Raw genomic sequence first — 21,034 nt, 5'->3', positions numbered from 1 at the left:
CGTTAGCGTTCCTGCCGGGTTGAATCATTTGATTTGAATCTCTGGGGGCAGGGATATGGCGCGTACTCACGCGGCCGGGGGATCGGCGCGTCCGTACACGATTAAAGGTCTGGCGCAGTCTATTGCCTGTCCGACCTATCGACGACTGATCACGGGCGAACCGATCGTCCGGATGTCGGTCCCGATACTGATCTGTGTCTTCCTGTTCGCGGTCGGCGGCGGAAATCTGCTTCATCTCCTGCAGATGCGCGACCGCACGCTTGCCGGCATGGCCGAAATGCTCGATCTCGTCGCCGGCCGTATCGCCCGTGATCTTCAGACCCTCGCCCCGGAGGCCGGTCCCGGCGCGGCTGGCGCCGCCGCGGCCGCCTATATCCGGAGTGATCTGCCTCAGGAGGTGTCGTCCCACGGCCGTGGCTTCCTGCTTGCCGAGCCGGACGGCCGCATCGTGGCGGCGACAGGCACCGGTCTCGGCTCGGTCGGCGGCGACCTCACGACCGCACTCGGTCCGAACCAGATCCTGACGACGTTCGGCGATCGCGCCGGCGTCATGCGCATCTCGACCCCGAACGGCGACATGCTCGCGACCGTTCGCAATCTTGGCGAGCCCTTTGGCCAGTTGGCCGTCGTCCAGCCCGTCTCCGAAGCGCTCGCCGAATGGCAGCACGATGCGCGGATGACGACCGGCTTCCTCGTCATCACCGCTGCGGTCCTGGCAATGCTCGGCGGCGCCTTCCATTGGCAGGCCTCGCGCGCACGCCGCGCCGATCTGATCTACGAACATGTCCAGCAGCGGGTGGACACCGCCCTCTCCCGCGGTCGCTCCGGCCTGTTCGACTGGGACCTCGCACGCGGCCGCATCTTCTGGTCGCGCTCGATGTACGAACTCGTCGGCATGGAGCCGCAGGACAATCTGATCTCCTTTGGCACGTTTCAGACGATCATCCATCCGGACGACATCGATCTGTACGCACTCGCCGACGAGTTGCTGCGCGGCGACACAAACGTCATCGACCAGGCGTTCCGCGTCCGCCACGAAGACGGCTCCTGGGTCTGGCTTCGCGCCCGCGCCGAGGTCGTCCGCCAGATCGAACACGAGCCGCGCGTGATCGGCATCTGCGTCGACGTCACCGAGGAACGCCAGCTCGCGGAGCGCACCGCGACCGCCGATGTCCGCCTGCGCGACGCCGTCGAGACTATTTCGGAAGCCTTCGTCCTGTGGGATTCCGAAAGCCGCCTGGTCCTCTGCAATTCGAAGTTCCAGCAGCTCTATCAACTGCCCGACGGCGCCATTTCTCCCGGCACACCCTACGAGATGGTCATCTCGAATGGCCGTGCTCCCCTCGTCCGCACCCAGGTCCGTCCGGAGGGCCGGCCGGAGGAAGGCGCGCGTACATACGAGGCGCAGATCGAGGATGGCCGCTGGCTGCACATCAACGAGCGCCGAACCAAGGACGGCGGCTTCGTCTCGGTCGGCACCGACATCACCTCGCTGAAGCGTCACGAGGAAAAGCTGCTCGATACCGAGCGCCAGCACATGGCGACCATTTCCGACCTCCGGAAATCGCGCCAGATCCTCGAACTCCAGACCCAGCAGCTCGCAGAGCTTGCCGACAAGTACGCCGAGCAGAAGGCCGAGGCCGAAACAGCCAACCAGGCCAAGTCCGAATTCCTTGCCAATATGAGCCACGAGCTGCGCACGCCGCTCAACGCCGTCATCGGCTTCTCGGAGATCATGACCTCCGGTGCCTTCGGCCCGCTCGGCTCGCCGAAATACGAGGAATATTGCCGCGATATCGGCGACAGCGGGCAGTACCTGCTCGACGTCATCAACGACATCCTGGAGATGGCCCGCATCGAACAGGGCCACCGCAGCCTGCGCATCGAGGAAGTCGATCTCGATGCGACCGTGCTGGATGCCCTCCGCGTCATCACCCCGCTCTCCGAGGAGAAGGGCCTCGCACTCCGCGCCGAAGCAGCGACCGGCATCGTCGCCCGCGCCGACCGCCGCGCGCTCAAGCAGATTCTGCTCAACCTCGTTTCGAACGCCGTGAAGTTCACCCCACCCGGCGGTCGCGTCGCGGTCCGTCTCCGCCAGGTCGGCGGAGCGGTGAACATCTATGTTGAGGACACCGGCATCGGCATTGCCAGGGAGGCGCTCGCCCGCCTGGGTCGTCCGTTCGAGCAGGTCGAGAACCAGTTCACCAAGACCCACAAGGGATCAGGCCTCGGCCTTGCCATCGCCCGCTCGCTGGTCGAACTGCACGAAGGCTCGATGCGCATCCGCTCGACGCCGGGCGTCGGCACCGTCGTCCTCGTCCGCCTGCCGCTTCGCGACATCGAACTCGCCGAGGCCGAGGACGTCCGGGCCGCGAGCTAGAGTCTAGGCCCGTATCACGTCCTCAAGCACTGCCCGCACGCTTTTCTGCACGTCGAGCAGTTCGGCGTTTAGCGCAGGAAAATCGGGCGCGGCGGCCGCTCTCGCCAGAAGATTGGCGACGCCACGCGGCGGATCGGCGGGGTCGAACCTGCCGGTCAGGCAGAGCCGCAGGATTTGGGTCAGGTTGTGCTGGAGTATTGTCGCGCGGTTCAGCACTTCCCATTGCCCGTCGCTGAGCAGTCCGGCCTCGAGCGCATTCCGCAACACGGTCGCCGTCGACGTGCTGAGCAGGCCTGGATGCTCGTGGGCGTGAACGAGCTGAAGATACTGGGCGATGAATTCGAGATCGATCAGCCCGCCCGCCGCGAACTTGATGTCCCACGGATTGCCGTCACCCTTCTCGGACGACAGCCGCTTGCGCATATCCGCGACATCGGCCGTCGTCTTTGCGAGATCGTGAGGCTGGGTAAGAACGTTGACGATCACCGTCTCGATCGTCTCCCGGAACTCGTGCGGGCCCGACACCGCACGGCCGCGCGTCAGCGCCATGTGTTCCCATGTCCACGCCTCGGAAATCTGGTAGTCGCTGAATGCCTTGAGCCGCGTCGCCAGCGGACCCGCTTTGCCCGACGGCCGCAGCCGAAGATCGACCTCGTAGAGCGTCCCCTCCGCCGTCGGTGCGGAGAGTGCCGCGATCAGGCGCTGGGTCAGGCGAGCGTAATATTGGCTCGGCGGGAGCCCGCGCGGCCCATCTGACACATCGGCATCGTCCGGATGCTCGTAGATCAGGATCACGTCGAGATCGGAAGCCGCGGTCATTTCGCGGCCGCCCAATTTGCCCATCGCCAGCACCGAGGATCGCCCGCCGGGCACGCGTCCGTGCGCCTGCGCCATTTCCTCTTCGGCTGCCTCATGAAGGCGCTCGATCAGCACATCGGCAAGGCGCGCGAACGCCCAGCCGGCCGCGTCGGCGCCGACGACACCCGACAGCACCCGCATGCCGATCAGAACCCGCTGCTCCTGCCCGAAGATGCGGGCGCTGTCGAGAATGTCCTCGTAGGAGCGGGCATCTCGCAGCAAATGATCGAGCCGCGCCTTGAGCTCCTCTCGACTCGGCAAACGCGAGAAGAAGGCCGGTTCGAGAACGGCGTCGAGGACGTGCGGATGCTTGCCGACGATCTGCGCGATGCGAGGCGCGGTGCCGAGCGCGTCGGCGATCAGGCCCAGGAAGCCCGGATTGTTGCGCAGGATCGCGAAGAACTGGACGCCGCCCGAAAGCTGGCTGAGCACCCGGTCGAAGGACCTGAGCGCCCCATTTGGGTCCGACGTGTTCGCGAACGTGTCGAGTAGAGACGGCACGAGCTCGGTCAGAAGCTCGCGCGCTCTCGCCGAGCGTGTCGCGGGCACCCGCCCGTGATGCCAGCCTCGCACTAGCGACGAGACCTGTACGGGATCCTTGAACCCCATCGCTTGCAGGGTCCCGAGCGTCTCCTGGTCATCCTCATCGCCGGTGAAGACGAGGCTCCCGGCAGCAACGTCGAGCGCCGGCGCATCCTCGAACAGCCGCGCGTAATGCCCCTGCACGATCTCGAGCTGCCTCCGAAGTTCGTCGGCAAAGGCATCGCGGTTCTCGAACCCGGCGAAGCGCGCGAAGTCCGCCATTTTCTGATCGTCGGACGGCAGTGAATGCGTCTGTTCGTCCCGCACCATCTGCAGCCGGTGCTCGATCGTCCGCAGGAAACGGTACGCGTGGACCAGTTCGTCCCGTGCCTTGTCGTCGATCCAGTTGAGATCGACCAGCCTGTCCAGCGTCTCCTCGGTCGAACGCGACCGTAAAGCGGGATTTCTGCCACCAGCTACAAGCTGTTGAGTTTGAACAAAAAATTCGATCTCACGGATGCCGCCGCGGCCGAGCTTCACATTGTGCCCTTCAACCGCGATCACGCCGTGCCCGCGATGCACATGGATCTGCCGCTTCATCGCATGAACGTCGGCAATGGCGGCGTAATCGAGATATTTGCGCCAGATGAAGGGCGTCAGTTCCGCCAGGAATTCGTCGCCCGCCGCGATATCGCCGGCGCATGTCCGCGCCTTGATCATCGCCGCGCGTTCCCAGTTCTGGCCGACGCTCTCATAATAGCTGAGAGCTGCCGCGGTCGAGATCGCCACCGCCGTCGAGCCGGGGTCCGGCCGCAGCCGGAGATCGGTCCGGAACACGTAACCGTCCTGGGTCCGCTCCTGCATGATTCGGACGAGACGCTGGACGATCTTCACGAAGAACTGCACCGGCTCGACATCGTCCGCCAGCGGCGCCGTATCCCGATCGAACAGGACGATCAGATCGATGTCGGAAGAATAGTTCAGTTCCCGCGCGCCGTGCTTGCCCATGGCCAGGACGAACAGGCCGCAGCCCTTCTCCGGCTCGGCGGGATCGATCCTGATCTTTCCGCGCTCGGCTTCCGCCCGCAGCAGGAATGTCAGCGAGGACGAGATCGCGGTGTCAGCGAGGTCGGTCAGCGCGCCGGTCACTTCCGGCACGGTCCAGACCCGACCGAGATCGGCAAGGCCGGTCAGCAGCGCCATCTCCTGCTTCGCCTTGCGCAGGCGCCGCATCAATTCGGCTTCGTCGGCAACCCCCTCGGCGGCGCCGCGCGCTACGGCCAGTATGCGGTCGCGCGAACTTCCCGGCTCGTCATTCAGAAGACGCCGAAGCCGCTCGGGATCGGACGATGCCAATTGCCAGAGATAAGGAGAACCCTCCGCAACGCCGGCAAGCAGCGTCTCCGCCGGCGTACCGGGTTTCAGCAGATCGGCGAGTTCAGGATGGTCTTCGATCAGCCCGGCGGTCTTCGAACGGCCCGTCTCGCCCGAAAGCGGGCTCGGCCTCACTTCGCTGGCAAGCGAGCCGCTCAAGCAGCACCATTGTCGGTCAGGCGCGGCAATTCCATCGTCACCCGCAAACCGGGGCGGTTGTCGGAAAGAACGAGCTTGCCGCCGTGCTGGATCGCAACCGCATTGGCGAGGCTGAGTCCCAGCCCCGAGCCGGGCCGCGACCGGCTCGATTCAAGCCGCACGAAACGCTCGAGCGCACGCTCGCGGTCCTCCGCCGGAATTCCGGGGCCGCGATCGGCTACAATAAACCTCACCACGTTCCGCTCGCCCTCCACCGCAACCTCGACCGGCCCACCCTTTCCGTCGTCGCCCGTCGAATACTTCAACGCATTGTCGACGAGGTTGGCCAGCGCCTGGCCGAGCAATTCGCGATTGCCGCGCACCCTGGCACCGGCCACCGCACTCACTTTCAGCTCGACTTCGGCGTCCTCGGCCAACGGCTCGTAAAGCTCCGCCACGCTCTCGATCAGTTCCGCCGCATCGACCGGCGCCATGATGTCGACCGCTGTATCGGATTCGGTGCGCGCGATCAGCAGCATGGTGTTGAACGTGCGGATCAGGTCGTCGGATTCGTCGATCACCTGGTCGAGTGTTGCGCGGAACTCCTCCTCGGTCTTCGCCGTGCGCAGCGCCTCCTCCGCGCGATTCCTCAAGCGGGTGAGCGGTGTCTTGAGATCGTGGGCGACATTGTCGGTCACCTGCCGGAGTTCGACCATCAAACCGCCTATCCTGTCGAGCATCTGGTTGGTCGCGGTCGCCAGCCGGTCGAACTCGTCGCCCGTGCCCGCCATCGGCAGGCGCCGCGACAGATTGCCGGCCATGATCGTGCGGCTGGTTTCCGTCATCTCGTCGAGGCGGACGAGAACGCGGCGGGCGACGACGAGGCCGCCCGCAAGCCCGACCAGGGTCACGAGCGCCAGCCCGCCGAGGATCTGTCCCGCCAGCACCTCGGCGAAACGCCGGCGCTCGGCCAGATCGCGGCCGACGAGAAGCCGGAAACCGTTCGGCAGCACGCTCACCTTCACATGCGCGGACGCGTTCGATCGCTGATCATTCAAGGGACCGTATTCGGTCTCGCGGGATCCCGTCTTGTCGATGATGCCGGGAGGCAGGGAGCCGATATTGCCGATCAGCGGCTCGCCGTTCGGAGCCGTGACGAGATAGAGAAACGAGCCGGGCTGTCGGGCCCGCGCCTCGATATCGCGCAGAAGCCCGAGAAAGCCCGAGGAGTCGTAGCGGGTGATGAGATTCGAGGTCTCGGCGTCCACCGTCGAGGCGATCTGCGCCTGAATCACGCGGCCCGACTGCCAGACGACGTAACCCAGACCCAGCACCGCCGCGACCACGAACACGGCAAGCAGGCCGGCGGCGAGCTTGAACGCGGTGGTTCGGAACAGCTTACCGAGCGCCGTCACGGATCATGTATCCGGCGCCGCGCACCGTGTGCAGCAGCGGCCTGTCGAAGCCCTTGTCGATCTTTGAGCGCAGCCGCGAGACATGGACGTCGATGACGTTGGTCTGCGGGTCGAAGTGATAATCCCAGACATTCTCGAGCAGCATGGTGCGTGTCACCACCTGCCCGGCATGACGCATCAGATATTCGAGCAGCCGGAATTCGCGCGCCTGCAGCACGATGTCCTTGCCGCCGCGCTTTACGCTGTGCGCCAGTCGGTCGAGTTCGAGATCGCCGACCCGGTATACGGTCTCGGTCGCCGCAGTCGCGGGTCGCCGTCCGAGCGCCTCGATCCGCGCGAGGAGTTCGGTGAAGGCATACGGTTTCGGAAGATAGTCGTCGCCACCCGCGCGAAGGCCCACGACGCGATCGTCAACCTGTCCGAGGGCCGAGAGGATCAGGGCCGGCGTCTGCAGGCCATTCTTGCGCAATCGCCCGATCATCGACAGGCCGTCGAGCTTCGGCAGCATGCGGTCGACGACCAGCACGTCGTAATTGCCGTCGCCGGCCATGACCTGGCCAAGCTCGCCGTCGGCGGCGTGGTCGGCAACGTGACCGGCCTCCCGCAACGCCCTTACGAGATAGGCGGCGGCGTCCTTGTCATCTTCGACGAGAAGAATGCGCATAGCGCTTCATACACGAAGGGTGTCCGCCGCTGGAAGGTCGGCGGACACCCCGGTTGTCGAGAGGCCGAGATCAGCCCTTCTTGGTGGGGATCGCGACGTAGCGGGTGTTCTGGCCCGACTTCACGCGAAGCAGAACCGAACGCGTACCCTTGTCGCGAGCCTTGTTGACCGCGTCACCGACCTCGCGCGGCGTCGACACCTTGGTGCCGGCCACCTCGAGAATGGTGTCGCCCTGCTTCAGCTTGTCCGCGAGCGGACCACCCTCGTCGACATCGGCCACGGTCACGCCGTCGCCGTCATCGGAGCGCTGGAGCTGGACGCCGAGATCGGCCAGCGAGGTCGGCTTCACCTGCTCCTGCTGGGCATCATCGTCGTCATTGCTCGCCTGCTTCGGCTCGTCCGGCAGGGTGCCGAGCTCGACCGAGATCGTCTTCTCGCCGCCATCGCGCCAGACCTTCAGGTCCGCCTTCGAACCCGGCTTCATGCCGGCGATCGTACGGGACAGCTCCTTCGCGTCCTCGATATCCTTGCCGTTGACCTGCTGGATCACGTCGCCCGCCTTGATGCCGGCCTTGGTGCCGGGGCTGCCCGGCTGCGGCTCGACGACCATGGCGCCGCGGCCTTCCTTGAGGCCGACGGATTCGGCGATGTCGTCCGTCACCGGCTGGATCTGGACGCCGAGCCAGCCGCGCGTCACCGCGCCGTTGGTGCGGAGATCGTTGATGACGTTCTGCGCGACTTCCGACGGCACGGCGAAGGCGATGCCGACATTGCCGCCCGACGGCGAGTAGATCGCGGTGTTCACGCCGACCACTTCGCCCTTCAGGTTGAAGGTCGGGCCGCCGGAATTGCCACGGTTCACCGCCGCGTCGATCTGCAGGAAGTCGTCATACGGACCCGCGCCGATATCGCGGCCACGAGCCGAAACGATGCCCGCCGTCACCGAGCCGCCGAGACCGAACGGATTGCCGATCGCGACGACCCAGTCGCCGACGCGCGGCGAACCGGTGCCGAACGAGACGAACTTGTGGTCCTTGACCGCGTCGGTCTTCAGCAGAGCGAGGTCGGTGCGCGGATCGGTGCCGATCACCTTGGCCGACAAGGTCTTGCCGTCATCGGTCACCACCTCGACCTCGGTCGCGTTCTCTACCACGTGGTTGTTCGTCACGATGTAGCCGTCAGCCGTGATGAAGAAGCCCGATCCCTGCGCCGCGCCATACTGGTGGCCACGGCGTCCCTGCGGGCCCTGACCGTCGCCGCCGTCCGGACGCAGGCCGTATTCGTCGAAGAAGCGGCGGAGCGGATGGCCTTCCGGCAGGTCCTTGAAGAAGCCCGGGAGCTGGTTGTTCTGCGCTACCGGCGTATCGGTCTTCACGCGGACAGACACCACCGCCGGCTTCACCGTCTCGACGATGTTGGCGAACGAAATCTGATCCTGCTGCGGAGAAGTCTGCTGCAGGTTGTTCTCGCGGCTGAGATTCTGGACCTGGGTGATCTGCGCCGAGGCCGGCTGCGTGCCGGCGAAGAAGGTCTCGCCGGCGATGAAGCCGGTGATGCCGAGCGCGACCGCCGAACCGAGAAGCACGCTCTTGTAGCGGGTCAGGCCGGAGCGCTTGGCGCTGTTGTCGTCAGTCTGCATGGATACGTTCCTCTACGAAATTTCGGGCGGGTTCTGACCGCTTCGTCGAGGAAGATGGTGCGGACCGCCTTACCGCTCCATGTCGTCCGCATGAAATGTTCGTAAGGTTTGGACAAATCGCACCTGTCTCGGGAGTTCTCGGGCGTTTCCTGCCTTCGGGCGCTCTTCGCTTCCTCGGTCTCGATCGACCGGCCCAACGGGCGAAACTGGTTCGTCTGTCGACAACGTGACGGCGGGTCGCTGGAAAGCGCACTTCGGAGCGCCACGATGAATAAGGATCGCTCGGGGGCTCTGATTAGGGGAGGCTTTGATGTCAGACTTAGATCGCCGCTCAGCAATCACGCTTGGTCTCGCGGGTGTGTCCGGTATCCTTGCCGGTGCCGCTGCCGCGCAGACATACGCGCCAACGGAGGGCAAGGAATTGGCCCCCGGCGTTCGGCAAGTGGACCTTGGCGAGGTAGAAGCCCACCTGCCCACGTACAAAAGTGTGAAGTTGAGAGACATTGTCTTCCAGCCCGGAGCCAAGCTCTCCGTCCGCGAGATGTCTAATGACATGGTCTGCCACATGACCGAGGGCGAGCTCAGGATCAAGCAGGGAGATCATGACTTCACCGTCAAGAAGAACGATGTCTACGCCTGCACGACAGGCATCTCCGAAGAAGACGTCGCCGGGAGCACAGTGGCAATCATGCGAGTCATCGACCTCCTGCCCAGTTAATCGAGGCTAGGCAGCGCCAGTCAGCCGCGGCTGAGACTGAACGCCGAGCCCTTGGCGGCGCCAACATGCGCTTAACAGTTTGAGTATGAAACAGAATCGACGATTCTTGGCCCGACATGCTAACTGTCGTTATCCAGCATCGTTCGCCTTCAGGGCCTCCAGTCGGCGCTTCTCGTCTTCGCTCAAAGTCTGATCCGCCACGGCGTTCCGCCGACGGAAATTCAACACGACCGCGAAGCCACCGATCACTAACACCAGCACCGGCACCGCCCAGAGCAATGCGGTCTGTTCGTTAAGCCTCGGCTTCAGCAGGACGAAGTCGCCATAGCGCGCGACCAGGAAGTCCTTGATTGCGTCGGGGCTGTCTCCGGCAGCCACCCGTTCCCGCACCAGAATGCGGAGATCCTTCGCGAGCGGCGCGTCGGAATCAAGGATCGACTGGTTCTGGCAGACCATGCAGCGAAGCTCGGAGAACAGTGCCTCGGCCTTCGCCTCCTGAGTCGCGTCGGGCAATTGTTCGCCCGGGTCCATCGCCAGAGCAGGACCCGCGATAAACAGCAGTATGGCGAGCAGCGCCGCGCGCACAATCATTCCGCCGGAACGGCCACTGCCGCCCGCCGCGCCGGCCTCGGCGCGCCCACGCGGTAGCGCCGGTCGGTCAGGGACAGCATCCCGCCGAACGCCATCAGCACCGGCCCAAGCCAGATCAGGAGCACGAGCGGCTTCCACTGCGCCCGCACCGCTACGGCCGAGCCATCCGGCGCGACTTCGCCGAGAGAAACGTAGAGCTGCGAGAAACCGAAGGTCGCGAGCGCCGCTTCCGTGGTCGTCATCTGCCGCGTCCGGAACGTGCGCTTGGCAGGCTCCATCATGGTCTGCACCAGCCCGTCCTTCCGCACCGCGAAGCGCGCGACCACGTCCTGGTGGTTCGGCGCCTCCCGCAGGAAGATGTCGTCAAGCGTCAGAGAACGGCCGGCGATCTCGATCGGCTTTCCCTTGCCGACCATGTCGATATGCTCCTCGCTCCAGGCCGTCGCGGCGACAATGCCAAGGAGCGCCACGCCAAGTCCCGCATGCGCGAGCGCCCCGCCCCAGGCCGAACGTGGGAGGCCGGAGGCGCGGCGAAGCGAATTGCCGAGGGGAACGCGGAACAGCGCGGTGCGCTCGACGAGTTCAGCGAACGAGCCGACGATGACGAAGATCGCCAGCCCCGCGACCGGCGCCGCCAGAACCGATCCCTGCCCCGCCATGAACGCCGCTGCGGCTGCCGCAAGCGCCGCCAGTCCGGCGGCGATCCACAGTCGCTGCACCGCCCAGACGAGATCGCCGCGCTTCCAGGCCAGCAGAGGTCCGAACGGCACGGCGCATAGCAGCGCCACCGCGAGCGGCCCGAAGGTCGCGTTGAAGTAAGGCGCGCCGACCGAAATCTTGTTGCCGTTCAGTGCCTCGAGCGCGAGCGGATAGAGCGTTCCAACAAGCACCGTCGCGGTCGCCGCCGTCAGCAGGAGATTGTTGAGGACGAGAGCACCTTCCCGCGACACCGGCGCGAACAGTCCGCCCTGCTTCAGGTCCCTCGCCCGAAGCGCGAACAGGGCGAGCGACCCGCCGACGAAGACGGCGAGGATGATGAGGATGAAAAGCCCGCGCATCGGATCGACGGCGAAGGCATGGACCGAGGTCAGAACGCCGGAGCGGACGAGGAACGTGCCGAGAAGGGACAGCGAGAAGGTCAGGATGGCGAGCAGCACCGTCCAGACCTTCAGCGCCTCGCGCTTCTCCATCACCAGCGCCGAATGCAGCAGCGCCGTTCCGGCAAGCCAGGGCATCAGCGAGGCATTCTCGACCGGGTCCCAGAACCAGAACCCGCCCCAGCCGAGCTCGTAATAGGCCCAGTAGGAGCCCATCGCGATGCCGAGCGTGAGGAACAGCCAGGCCGTCAGCGTCCACGGTCGCACCCATCGCGCCCAGGCCGCATCGATCCGGCCCTCGATCAGCGCGGCCACCGCGAACGAAAAGGCGACCGAGAAGCCGACATAGCCGACATAGAGAAGCGGCGGATGGATCGCGAGACCGGGATCCTGCAGCAGCGGGTTGAGGTCCTTGCCCTCGAATGGCGCGGGATCGACGCGAGCGAACGGGTTGGAGGCGATCAGGAGAAACAGCAGGAACGCCGTCGCGATCCACGCCTGCACCGCCAGCACATTGGCCTTCAGCGTCCTCGGCAGGTTACCGCCGAACAGCGAAACGGCCGCGCCGACGAGAACGAGGATGAGGACCCAGAGCAGCATCGAGCCCTCATGATTTCCCCAGACGCCGCTGATCTTGTAGATGAGCGGCTTCGCCGAATGCGAATTGTCGACGACGTTGACGACCGAGAAATCGGACGAGACATAGGCCGCCGTCAGCGCGCCGAAGGCGAGGCTGACGAAGGCAAGCTGCCCGATCGCCGTGCCGTCGGCGGTGCTCATCAGGACATTGTCGTTCCGCCTCGCACCCCAGAGCGGCACCACGCTCTGGATCAGCGCCAGAGCCAGCGCCAGGACGAGGGCGAAATGTCCGGCCTCGGCGATCACGAGCCCGGCCCCTTCCAGGTACCGTTGGCCTTCAGCGCGTCGGCCACCTCTTTCGGCATATAGCTCTCGTCGTGCTTGGCCAGCACGCTGTCGGCCTTGAACGTGCCGTCGGCGGCAAGCGTGCCCTCGACAACGACGCCCTGCTTCTCCCGGAAGAGATCGGGGAGCAGCCCGGTATAGTTCACCGTCACGGCCTTGCTGCCGTCGGTCACGCCGAAGCGCACATTGGCGCCTTCGCGCAGAACGCTGCCCTCGGCCACCAGCCCGCCGAGCCGAAGCCTCGTGCCGGGAGCCGGCGGATGCTCGACCACCTGCGTCGGCCCGGTGAAGAAGACGATGGTGTCGTTCAGCGCCGACAGGACGAGCCCCATCGCGATCGCCAGCACGACGCCGGCAACCCCGATCAGGACAAGTCGTCTTCCCTTGCGCGTCACGCGGGTCCGTCCCTCAATCCGAGCCCAAGCATCAGATCGTCTATGCGCCGCACCGCGGCCGCATCGTCCTTCAGCGCGGCACGTGCACTGGCCGCCGCGGCCTTGGCTCGGTCGGCATCGCCGAGCATGGCCCAGGCGCGCACCAGCCGAAGCTGGCCGCCGAGATCGCCGGGCGTCTCCTTCAAGCGGGCTTCGAGCCCTTCGACCATGCCGCGTATCGTCGCGAGCCGGTTTTCCGGTGTCGCAGCCGCGAGCGCCTGCGGATCGACGGCAGGGGCACGGCCCTCCTCGCCAAGCGCGGTTTCCGCCAACGCCTGCCTTGCGACCTCGATCCACGGTGCGTTCGGCGGCGCTTCCGTGACAAGCTCGCGATAGATCGTCGCCGCGCCGACCCGGTCTCCGGACTGGTCGGCGGCGCGGCCCAGATAGAAGCGCGCAAGCGGCATGCCCTGGTCGAGCGCAAGGGCGCGCTGGAATGCCGCCTTCGCCTCCGGCGTCACCATGCCCTCGGCGCTCATCGTCAACGCCTCGCCGAGGCCTGCCTCTCGACCCGCAGTGGGGCCGAGCAGCCGAATCGCATTCGAATAGGCCTTCACCGCATCCTGCGGACGGTCGGTGCGCAGATAAACCGGCGCGATCGCCTCCCAGCCCTGCCCGTCATCCGGGCGCTTCTGAAGCTCGGCCTCGACGCGGCCGATCAGCACCGCGATGTCCTGTTGGTCGGCAGGGGCCGAAAGCCGTGCCGACAGCGGCTGGTCCGGGAGGTCCGGACGGCCGAGTTCCATATAGGCGACGGCGGACACCAGCGGCAGGACGAACAGGGCGATGATCGCGACCACCCGGCGACGTCCCTTGCCGCCTTCCGGGGCAACGGCCTTGGCGCGTTCTGCGGCGGCCAACAGGCGGCGCGACAGCTCCACGCTCGCCGCTTCCGCCTCCTTGTCGCCGATCATTCCACGCACCCGGTCGCGCTCGACCTCGTCGAGCTGGTCGCGATAGACCGCGAGGTCGCTTCCCTCTCCCGCGAGGCGGCGGCGCGACAACGGCCACAGCACCGCCATCACGGCGCCGGCCAGCATGATGATGAACACCAGACCCAAACTCATGCGCGCTTCCTACCACACACCTCGCCGATAGAGCACGGCGCACGGTTGTTTCACTTTCCCGCGCCCAGCGCGCTCGCTAGTCTCCGCCGCACCGCCGCTCCGAATCGAAATCCCACCGATGCGACGTCCCACCCGCCGCTATTCCATCCTGTCGCTTCTGAAGGAAGCGCGGCACGGCCATTCCGGCTGGGTCGAGGCATGGCGTAAGGCCGAACCGCGATCCTCTTACGACGTCGTCATCGTCGGCGCAGGCGGCCACGGCATCGCGACCGCCTATTACCTGGCGAAGCTGCACGGAATTCACAACGTCGCGGTACTGGAAAAGGGCTGGCTCGGCGGCGGCAATACGGCGCGCAACACCGGTATCATCCGCTCGAACTATCTCCGCCGCGAGAGCATGGCGCTCTACGGCCTGTCGCATTCGCTGTTCGAGCACCTGTCGCAGGAACTCGACTTCAACGTCATGTTCACGCCGCGCGGGCTGGTCGAGCTGGCTCACACCCGACAGGAACTGGCCGAGCTGTCGCGCATCGCCGACGCCAACCGCCATTTCGGGATCAAGAGCTGGATGATCCCGACCAGCGAGGTCCACTCGCTGCTGCCGTCGCTCGATCAGGGCTCGCACAAGCGCTTCCCGCTTCTTGGTGCGCTCTACCAACCACGCGGCGGCTTCGCCCGTCATGATGCGGTCGCCTGGGCCTATGCCCGCATGGCCTCCCAGCTCGGCGTCGACATCGTCGAGAATTGCGGCGTCGAGAGCATCATCGCAGACGGCGAGCGTATCGTGGGTGTGCAGACCTCCAGAGGCCGGATAGACGCCGGCACGATCATGGTCGCGGCGGCCGGCGAGAGCCCGCCTCTGCTCGCTCCGCTCGGCGTCAATCTGCCGATCGAGCCCGTGACGCTTCAAGCCTTCGTTTCCGAACCGCTGAAGCCGTTCCTCAATCCCGTCGTCATGTCGGGTGCGGTCCACGGCTATATCAGCCAGACCGCCAAGGGCGAGCTCGTCATCGGCGGAGGCACCGATGCTTATCCAAGCCATTCTCGGCGCGGCGCCTGGCCGCCGATCGAGGACACCGTCGCGGCCATGCTCGAACTCTTCCCCTTCCTCTCCCGCGTCCGACTGATGCGCCATTGGGGCGGCAGCGTCGACATCACGCCCGACCGCTCGCCGCTCATCGGGCCTGCCGGTCCGTCCGGTCTCTATGTCAATTGCGGCTGGGGCACCGGCGGCTTCAAGGCCATTCCGGGCTCCGGATTCGTGACCGCCTCGATGCTCGCCACAGGCAAGGTGCCGCCGATCGCCGTCCCGTTCGGGCTGGAGCGCTTCGCCGCCGGCCGAATGATCGACGAGAGCGCCGCATCGGGAGTGATCCATTGAGCGGAGCCCTCCCATGCTGATGATCCGCTGCCCGGTCTGCGGCATCGCCGCCGACGAGACGGAATTCACCTCGGGCGGCCTCTACGGCCGTTTGGAGGAGACCGAGAACCGGGTCATTCCGCGCGACGTCGTGCGCGAATGGTGGCTTTGCGCGCGCGGCTGCGGCACTTGGTTCGGCATGGCCCGCCACGTCGTCAATCAGCGCGTGACCGCCACATGGGCGGCGGGCGACGAACCTTGGGACGGGCGGCACTGATGGCCAGGGCCCGTCGCAATCTCCGCGTGCCGGAAAAGGAAGGCTCAAACATCGGCCGCCTGATCGACCGCACGCAGCCGATCTCCTTCACCTTCAACGGCCGGGCGATGAAGGGCTTTGCGGGCGACACCGTTGCCTCGGCGCTGATCGCGAACGACGTCCGGCGGCTGACGAGCAGCTTCAAATATCATCGCCCGCGCGGCGTGCTCGGCATCGGCTCCGACGATCCGAACGCGATCGTCGAGATCGGCGTGGGCGACCGCCGCACGCCGAACCTCAACGCGACCCAGGTTCTGCTCGCACCTGATATGCGCATCGCCAGTCAGAACGTCTGGCCCTCGCCGCGTCTCGACCTCGGCGGACTGATCGGACGGCTGAAGCCGCTGATGCCGCCGAGCTTCCAATACAAGACCTTCAAATGGCCGGTTCCGACATGGCGCGTCTACGAGAAGGCGCTCCGTACTCTCGGCGGCATCGGCACCGTCCCGGGCGCGGCCGACCCCGACCGCTACGAGCACATCCACGTCGATGCCGACGTCCTGATCGTCGGCGGCGGCCTTGCCGGCATCGCGGCTGCGGAAGCCGCCTCGGCCGCCGACCTCAAGGTCGTGCTCGTCGAGGAAACACACCGCCTCGGCGGCATCGCCGACGGCTATGACGGCCGCGTGGACGGCAAGCCGCTGCTCGACTGGGTCCAGAACAAGGTCAGGAATCTCGCGGCGTCGCGCGACGTCCACATCCTCACCAATGCCGGCGTCGCGGGCCTCTACGACCATGGCCTCGCGATCATCCACGAACGGCTTGATCCGAACGCGTCCGTCGAACCGGAGAACGCTCCGCGCGAGCGCATCTGGAAACTCCGTACCAAGGCCGTGATCCTCGCGACCGGCGCGCACGAGAAGCCGCTCGTCTTCCCGGACAATGACCGGCCCGGGATCATGCTGGCGACCGCCGCCCGCCTCTATCTCCGCCGCTATGGCGTCCTGCCCGGACAGCGCGTCGTGATCGCGACCACCGGCGACGAAGGCTATCGCACCGCCGCCGATCTTGCGGCCGGAGGCGCGGAAATCGTCCGCGTCGTCGACCTTCGCCTCGATCCCGACGGCTCGCTCTTCCACATCATGAAGGCGCGAGGCACGCCGCTCGCTGTCGGCTCGGCTCCGGTCGGCACGACCAAGGGCAAGAAGGGCGAACTCGCCGGCGTCACCATCGCCAACCGCCTGACGCTCGACGGCCCGGCTCTGCGCTCGCACGCCGACGCCGACACCCTGCTCGTCTCCGGCGGTTGGGGCCCCGCGCCCTTCCTCGCCGGCCATCTCGGTGCCCGGCTTGTCTTCGATGAGGAACTCGGCGGCTTCCGGCCGGGCGAGCTTCCCGGCGGTCTGTTCGTGGCCGGCGCGGCGAACGGCAAGTTCCATGCAGCCGAGGTCCTGGAAGACGGCTGGCGCGCCGGCTCAATCGCGGTCGAGCACGTGCTCGGTTCGTCCTGGTCGTCCGTCGTGCCGTCGCACTCGATCGAGGTCACCGCCGACGACGATGCCGAGCCGGTCGGCATGCTGCCCGACGTCGCCACGGCCGCCGAACGCGCCACCGCCTTCGTCGATCTCCAGAACGACGTCACGATCGGCGATCTCGATATCGCGATCCGGGAAGGCTATTCCGCGCCGGAACATCTGAAGCGCTACACGACGCTCGGCCAAGGCGTGGACCAGGGCAAGCTCGCCGTCGCCAACGCGGCGATGGTGATGGCCAAGGCCCTGCCGAATGCGACGCCCGCGCACACGACCTTCCGCCCACCATGGACACCGATCACCTTCGGCGCCATCGCGGGTACCAGGCGCGGCGTCCTGTTCAAGCCGGTGCGCGAGACGCCCCTCACCGCATTGACCTCCGATGCGCTGCGCGAGCCACTCGGTCTCTGGCGTCCGCCCGCGGTCTTCCCGCGTCCCGGCGAAAGCCGTGAGGAAGCGGTCCGCCGCGAGGCCCGCAGCGTCCGCAATGGCGTCGGTCTGTTCGACGCGACGCTCGGCGTGAAGATCGCCGTGCAAGGACCAGACGCCGCTCAGTTCCTCGATCGCATGAGCGCGACCAACCTGGCCGATCTGGAAGTCGGCCGCTCGCGCTTCGCCCTCTTCCTCGACAATGACGGCTTCGTCCTTGAGGACGCGGTCATCGCCCGCGCCGAGAACGACCGCTTCATCGTCTCCGCCGGTATTGGTCGAGCCGACAATCTCTGTGCCTGGTTCGAGCGCTGGCGCCAGCGCGAATGGCCGGACCTCAATCTGTTCATCACCGACGAGACCGAACGTTGGGGCCAGCTTCTGCTCGCCGGCCCGCGCGTGCCCGAACTCCTCGCCGCCGCGTCCTCGGATATCGACATCGCGGGCTTCGAAACCGACTCCTATGCGGAGGGCGAATTCATGGGCACGACCGCCCGCGCGCTCGCCACCCGCTACACCGCGACCCCGGAAGTCGAGATCGCCGTCCCTGCCGGGCACCTGCCCTCGCTATGGGAACAGATCACCGAGGCAGGCAAGCCGCTCGGCATCACCCATTTCGGCACCGACACGCTGCACCGTCTCCGGCTCGAAGGCGGAGCGTTCGACCTCGATCACGAGACCGACGGCTCGGTCACGCCCTACGACCTCGGCCTCGGCGATCTCGTGAAGGTCGACAAGCCGTTCTTCGTCGGCAAGGAAGGCCTCGAACGCCCCGGCATGACGCGCTCCAGCCGCCGCCATCTGGTCGGCGTGCTGACCGAGGATCCGAGCTTCGTGCCGCCGCCCGGCGCCCATCTCGTCCTCGATCCCGATCACGCGCCGCCGCGCCGCGTCGTTGGCCACGTCACTTCGTCCGGTTATTCGCCGACGCTTCGCCGGTCGCTCGCGCTCGCCCTCATCTCGGCAGGCGAACGCCATATCGGCGACCGCGTCTTCATCGTCTCCTCGGGAGAGGGCTTGCCGGCGATCATCTCCTCGACAGCCTTTTTCTCGAATGGGGAGCCGACATGAACCGCCTCTCCTGGACCGACAGCCTCGCCGCTCCGCGCTCGCTCGCGACCCGCAGCGACCTTTCAGTGGCGATCATCGAGGACCCGGGCGTCCTCGACCTGCAATTCCCTGACGGCGAATATATCTGGCGTACGGCCAATGCCGCGCTTGACGTCGAGCTTCCCCGCGATCCGTGGCAGACCGTCTGGATCGACGGCATGCGCTATGTCTGGACCGGCCCCGGCCGCTGGCGCGTCATCGGCCCCCGCCACCGCATCGGCGATCTGATCGATCGCCTCCGGCATGCCGACCATCGCGGCGCCGTCACCGAACTCACCGGCGCCCTCTCCTGCTTCCGCATCGCCGGCTCCGGTGCGGCCGAACTTCTGATGCGGGTCTGCCCGCTGGCGCTCGGCCCGATCAACCGCGACGAGGCGCGCGGCACCTCGATCTCGGGTGTTCCCGCCCTCATCGTGCGCGAGGCGAGCTCGGTCGGATCGTGGCTGATCCTGCCGGCGCGCTCCTATGCCGAATATGTCGGCCTGTCGCTGGTGGAAGCGGCCCGCACGCCGGAGCGGCTGAGACTGTTCGAACCGGCGAGCCCGCCGCCTGTTTAGGGACGCGCCTAGGCCGAGCGAAGCTGGTTCGCGTTGCGGCTTTCCTGGCTCGCGACCTCCACGGCCTTCTGCAGCTGCGCCGCATAGTCCGCGTTGAAGATCTTCGCCGCCACGCTGACAATCGCGCCGAGGCGCGCCTTCAGCGCCGCCTTCGCGGACGGCTCCGCGCCGCGCATGCGCTCGATCAGCAGCGTCGGACCGGTGTCGAGGATTTCGCGCGCATCGCTATAGGCGCGGCTCGACAGCGCGTTGAGCGCGGTCTCCTCGGCGAAGGTGCGGGTGATGACGAGCAGATCGATATCGGCTTCGAGGCGCGACATCTCATAGCTGTCCGGAACGGCCAGCGCCTCGGAGCCCCGAGGACGGACGAGCGAGCGGATGCGCGGGCCGATATCCTGCAGATCGCCGCGGATCGTCTCGGCCATCTCCTTGCGGAGTGCCGACAGCCGCTTCGCGTGCGTGCATTCCTGCGGCATCTCGATTTCGCTCGAGAGCGCGCGCGCCGTCGCGCCGAAATTCTTCACCGCCGTCAGGAACAGCGGCCGGTCGGCCGTCGAGCCGAACTTGCGGGCCCGCCAGAGCGCCCGTTCCGCCTCGCCCAGCGCGATATCGAGCACCAGCGAATAGGGCGTATCCTTGATCCGCACGAAGTCCTGCGTATCCGTCGCGTAGGCGGCAAACCGGACGAAGATCTGCGGGCTCGCGACGCGCGAGCGGAACAGGTTAAGCGCCGCGGGCAGCGCCTCGGGCGTCTTTGTCGCGATCGGATCGATCGTCGATTTCGCCGCTGACAGGATTTCGTCCACCGGTCCGCCGGCCTGGAGACCGGACGCGATCTTGCGGATGATCTTGCGGTGCTTCAGCACCACGGCGAAGTCGAGGAGGTCCGCCGCGCCGTTGTCTCCGCCGATCTGGAGCGACAGACGACCGCGCTCGCGGTCGGAGCCGGCCTTGTGCAGGATGTCGTCGAGACGCCGCGCCAGCTCACCCTGGGCGGACTCGATCGCATTGCTCACATCTTCGGCAGTGGCGAGCGCCGCCACTTTTTTCCGCAGATTCTCGAAGATGTCCTTGGCATCCTCGCGCTTGAGCCAGGCGAAGAGGCGATCCCGCCCCGCCTGCGACACGACGCCGAGGATCTTGGCTTTGGTTTCTTCGGGAACGACGAAAGGATCGAGCGGCGCCATCAGCTCGTGATCGGCATCGACCTCGGGAGGAAGTTCGCCGAGCTGGCGGCGAGCCGCCTGCAGCGGCCCCGCGATCAGGCTCCGCAGTGGATCGCTCTCGCCCATTCCCTCGAGCGCAGCCGCAAGCCTCCCGCGCGCCACCGCCGGCAGCTCGCGCAGAAAGGCCGTCAACTGATCGTGCTTTGGACCTGCGTCCATCGGCTCTTCAGCGTGTCCGAGTTCAAGGTTCGAACTAGCTGTAGCGCCCTATGTTTAACGCGCTCTGAACCGCACGCCCGACCCGAGAGCTTCCCGGATGCCGATCAGACCGGCGCCCATGAGCCGTCAGGCGTCCGGCACGCGACGCCGCGAGCCGTCTCGGGCTGCCCGTTGATGTAGATCGTGTGGGCATATTCGCGACAGCGCTGATGGCCCGGCCGTTCCGAATACGCGCCCGGCGTCACCGTGCCGTAATAGGCCTGCGACCGCCACGCCACCGGTGTACCCGGCGCGCCGTATTCGAGTGCCCGCGCCTCTGCGAGATAGGCCTCGCGTCGCGCCTGCTCGTCCATCGAATTGCCGATCCGGTTGCCGATCACGCCGCCGAGTACCGCGCCACCGACCGTCGCCGCCACACGGCCGCTGCCGCTGCCGATCGTCGAACCGAGCAGACCGCCCGCGACGGCGCCGGCCACCGTGCCGACACCTTCGCGCGGACCCGGATCGCCGGCCGTCTGATAGCAACCCGCGACGAGGCCCGAGACCAAGCCGAGAACAAGAATTTTTTTGGCAAACATGAGACG

16 protein-coding genes are annotated in these 21,034 nt (G+C 66.5%); 6 read left to right on the top strand and 10 right to left on the bottom strand.

Annotated features, from left to right (window positions below):
• Positions 1–55: 55 nt before the first annotated feature.
• A complete protein-coding gene (locus tag ACFPFW_RS07370) occupies positions 56–2,380 on the top strand; it encodes a sensor histidine kinase (RefSeq protein ID WP_114956592.1) in 2,325 nt (774 codons plus the stop codon).
• A gap of 3 nt (positions 2,381–2,383) precedes the next feature.
• Here ACFPFW_RS07370 and ACFPFW_RS07365 read toward each other — a convergent pair whose 3' ends face one another.
• The 4 genes from ACFPFW_RS07365 to ACFPFW_RS07350 all read right to left on the bottom strand — a co-directional run bounded on the left by ACFPFW_RS07365 (position 2,384) and on the right by ACFPFW_RS07350 (position 8,990).
• On the bottom strand, positions 2,384–5,293 hold the full coding sequence (locus ACFPFW_RS07365; RefSeq protein WP_379770102.1) for a bifunctional [glutamine synthetase] adenylyltransferase/[glutamine synthetase]-adenylyl-L-tyrosine phosphorylase: 2,910 nt from the start codon (positions 5,291–5,293) through the stop codon (positions 2,384–2,386).
• On the bottom strand, positions 5,290–6,687 hold the full coding sequence (locus tag ACFPFW_RS07360; protein WP_114956594.1) for a sensor histidine kinase: 1,398 nt from the start codon (positions 6,685–6,687) through the stop codon (positions 5,290–5,292). Before ACFPFW_RS07360 ends, ACFPFW_RS07365 begins: the two co-directional genes overlap by 4 nt.
• Positions 6,671–7,351 carry a winged helix-turn-helix domain-containing protein gene (locus tag ACFPFW_RS07355; protein ID WP_114956595.1) on the bottom strand — a complete coding sequence of 227 codons (681 nt, stop codon included), beginning with the start codon at positions 7,349–7,351 and terminating at the stop codon, positions 6,671–6,673. The genes ACFPFW_RS07360 and ACFPFW_RS07355 overlap by 17 nt, the downstream gene beginning before the upstream one ends.
• 70 nt (positions 7,352–7,421) lie before the next feature.
• Positions 7,422–8,990 carry a Do family serine endopeptidase gene (locus ACFPFW_RS07350; RefSeq protein ID WP_114956596.1) on the bottom strand — a complete coding sequence of 523 codons (1,569 nt, stop codon included), beginning with the start codon at positions 8,988–8,990 and terminating at the stop codon, positions 7,422–7,424.
• A 310-nt stretch (positions 8,991–9,300) separates the two neighbouring features.
• Here ACFPFW_RS07350 and ACFPFW_RS07345 point away from each other — a divergent pair, with 310 nt between their 5' ends.
• Positions 9,301–9,708, top strand: a complete 408-nt coding sequence (locus tag ACFPFW_RS07345; RefSeq protein ID WP_114956597.1) for a hypothetical protein — start codon at positions 9,301–9,303, stop codon at positions 9,706–9,708.
• A 129-nt stretch (positions 9,709–9,837) separates the two neighbouring features.
• On the opposite strand, the gene ACFPFW_RS07340 is transcribed toward ACFPFW_RS07345, so the two are convergent.
• Genes ACFPFW_RS07340 through ccmI form a run of 4 tightly spaced genes read right to left on the bottom strand, consistent with a single transcriptional unit; the run spans position 9,838 to position 13,821 of the window.
• Positions 9,838–10,299 (bottom strand): cytochrome c-type biogenesis protein, encoded by a 462-nt coding sequence (locus ACFPFW_RS07340; RefSeq protein WP_114956598.1) that lies wholly within the window; start codon positions 10,297–10,299, stop codon positions 9,838–9,840.
• On the bottom strand, positions 10,296–12,281 hold the full coding sequence (locus tag ACFPFW_RS07335; RefSeq protein ID WP_114956599.1) for a heme lyase CcmF/NrfE family subunit: 1,986 nt from the start codon (positions 12,279–12,281) through the stop codon (positions 10,296–10,298). The genes ACFPFW_RS07340 and ACFPFW_RS07335 overlap by 4 nt, the downstream gene beginning before the upstream one ends.
• A complete protein-coding gene (gene ccmE / locus ACFPFW_RS07330) occupies positions 12,278–12,715 on the bottom strand; it encodes a cytochrome c maturation protein CcmE (RefSeq protein ID WP_114956600.1) in 438 nt (145 codons plus the stop codon). The genes ACFPFW_RS07335 and ccmE overlap by 4 nt, the downstream gene beginning before the upstream one ends.
• Entirely contained in the window at positions 12,712–13,821 is a 1,110-nt protein-coding gene (ccmI, locus tag ACFPFW_RS07325; RefSeq protein WP_114956601.1) for a c-type cytochrome biogenesis protein CcmI, read from the bottom strand. Before ccmI ends, ccmE begins: the two co-directional genes overlap by 4 nt.
• 118 nt (positions 13,822–13,939) lie before the next feature.
• Between ccmI and ACFPFW_RS07320 the strand changes: the two genes are divergently transcribed.
• The 4 genes from ACFPFW_RS07320 to ACFPFW_RS07305 are packed head-to-tail and all read left to right on the top strand — an operon-like array spanning position 13,940 to position 19,065.
• Positions 13,940–15,202, top strand: coding sequence for a sarcosine oxidase subunit beta family protein (locus ACFPFW_RS07320; protein ID WP_114956602.1), 1,263 nt, complete (start codon positions 13,940–13,942; stop codon positions 15,200–15,202).
• 13 nt (positions 15,203–15,215) lie between these two features.
• Positions 15,216–15,458 (top strand): sarcosine oxidase subunit delta, encoded by a 243-nt coding sequence (locus ACFPFW_RS07315; protein ID WP_114956603.1) that lies wholly within the window; start codon positions 15,216–15,218, stop codon positions 15,456–15,458.
• Positions 15,458–18,469 carry a 2Fe-2S iron-sulfur cluster-binding protein gene (locus ACFPFW_RS07310; RefSeq protein WP_162799634.1) on the top strand — a complete coding sequence of 1,004 codons (3,012 nt, stop codon included), beginning with the start codon at positions 15,458–15,460 and terminating at the stop codon, positions 18,467–18,469. Before ACFPFW_RS07315 ends, ACFPFW_RS07310 begins: the two co-directional genes overlap by 1 nt.
• Positions 18,466–19,065, top strand: coding sequence for a hypothetical protein (locus ACFPFW_RS07305; protein ID WP_114956605.1), 600 nt, complete (start codon positions 18,466–18,468; stop codon positions 19,063–19,065). The genes ACFPFW_RS07310 and ACFPFW_RS07305 overlap by 4 nt, the downstream gene beginning before the upstream one ends.
• Before the next feature lie 8 nt (positions 19,066–19,073).
• On the opposite strand, the gene ACFPFW_RS07300 is transcribed toward ACFPFW_RS07305, so the two are convergent.
• Positions 19,074–20,450, bottom strand: a complete 1,377-nt coding sequence (locus tag ACFPFW_RS07300) for a hypothetical protein (protein ID WP_114956606.1) — start codon at positions 20,448–20,450, stop codon at positions 19,074–19,076.
• Positions 20,451–20,554: 104 nt separating this feature from the next.
• Positions 20,555–21,028, bottom strand: a complete 474-nt coding sequence (locus ACFPFW_RS07295; protein ID WP_114956607.1) for a glycine zipper 2TM domain-containing protein — start codon at positions 21,026–21,028, stop codon at positions 20,555–20,557.
• Positions 21,029–21,034: the final 6 nt, after the last annotated feature.

The sequence above is a fragment of the Flaviflagellibacter deserti genome (assembly GCF_042652085.1).
Classification (GTDB): Bacteria; Pseudomonadota; Alphaproteobacteria; order Rhizobiales; family Methylopilaceae; genus Flaviflagellibacter; species Flaviflagellibacter deserti.
This window is presented reverse-complemented; position numbering and strand designations above follow the sequence as displayed.